This is a genomic window from Microcoleus sp. AR_TQ3_B6, from assembly GCF_036702785.1.
In the GTDB taxonomy this organism is placed as follows: Bacteria; Cyanobacteriota; Cyanobacteriia; order Cyanobacteriales; family Microcoleaceae; genus Microcoleus.
The window spans coordinates 1-1,002 of sequence record NZ_JAUBVJ010000251.1; the positions used below are offsets into that span (position 1 = coordinate 1).

A 1,002-nucleotide genomic window follows, 5' to 3' on the forward strand; every position below is an offset into this window, starting at 1 on the left:
TCCCGCCCGTCCAAAAAGGACAGGCGGGACGCCCATCCCACTTTCAAGAGTGGAAGTTATTTAATTCTCATTCCTTACTATTTAATTCGCAATGGTGAGTTATCGGGATACACTGAAATAGAGATTGAAGTCATTGCAAATTTAGCTCGCTATCACCGAAAAAACCCTGCGAAAAAGAAGCACGATTTTTTTTGTAATTCTGCCGAAAAAATACCGGGAAGTAGTAAGTAAGTTGCATCCTTTTCTGCGGTTGGCTGTGGCTCTGGACAGGCGGCAGATCGGCGCAATTTCGGGTTTTAAATGAGAACACCGCCCAGAAGTTCGAGAGTTTCATTTGCGGCTGCAACTGCTCGATCCCTCAGACGATTGCGCTCTGAAACTCTGGAGTTTGGATTATAAAAAACCGTGTTTTGAGGATGAGTACAATCTCAAAGTAGTGGCAACTTTGGCTCCGACTCGGGTTCCAGTTTAAATACAAACCAGAGCCGGGAAACGGGAAACTTTAGGGTGCAGTGCCTTCGAGAGTCTTCGTGGTGAAGAAGACCCTCAAACGCTTGAAATGTCTGTCGGAGAGATGGTTAAATCTTTTTCTTTTAACAGGCGACCGGCAGTAAACTAGGTTGATTGCCGATCGCCCAACGGTAGGCTCGGGTAAAGCCGCTCGATCGCACCCTAGCAGCCTATTGGGCAGCGCAGCTACAAACGAAGAGATTGCAAGCATTTGAGGTACTTCCCTCGACTTTCGCTCGACACTCACGCCAGACAGGGCGGAGGATGTAGTACTCAGCCAAAGATGGTAAAATCATTGAGATCGTCGATCGCACTAGCTGGCACCCCATTCAAAGCAGCCAAAAGTTGACCGTTCTGACCAATCCTGATGAAAGCTGCATCAGCGTTTTGGGTAATACTAAGTTGAGCAAAAGTGAGACCGCCCCCTAATACGAGTAAGTCTTCACCTTTTGTGAAATCAGTAATGAGATCGGAACCTTCACCTGCTGTTAA

The 1,002-nt window shown here is 47.1% G+C and carries 2 protein-coding genes and 1 pseudogene; 1 reads left to right on the forward strand and 2 read right to left on the reverse strand.

All coding sequences use genetic code 11. From position 1 onward, the window contains the following. Positions 1–231 (forward strand): hypothetical protein (locus tag QUB56_RS37620; protein WP_445243454.1); only part of this gene is annotated, 231 nt, incomplete at its 5' end. A 271-nt stretch (positions 232–502) separates the two neighbouring features. Here QUB56_RS37620 and QUB56_RS37025 read toward each other — a convergent pair. Further along, on the reverse strand, positions 503–721 hold the full coding sequence (locus QUB56_RS37025) for a hypothetical protein (RefSeq protein ID WP_332961322.1): 219 nt from the start codon (positions 719–721) through the stop codon (positions 503–505). A 62-nt stretch (positions 722–783) separates the two neighbouring features. Next, a pseudogene (locus tag QUB56_RS37030) lies at positions 784–1,002 on the reverse strand (calcium-binding protein); the annotation flags it as partial.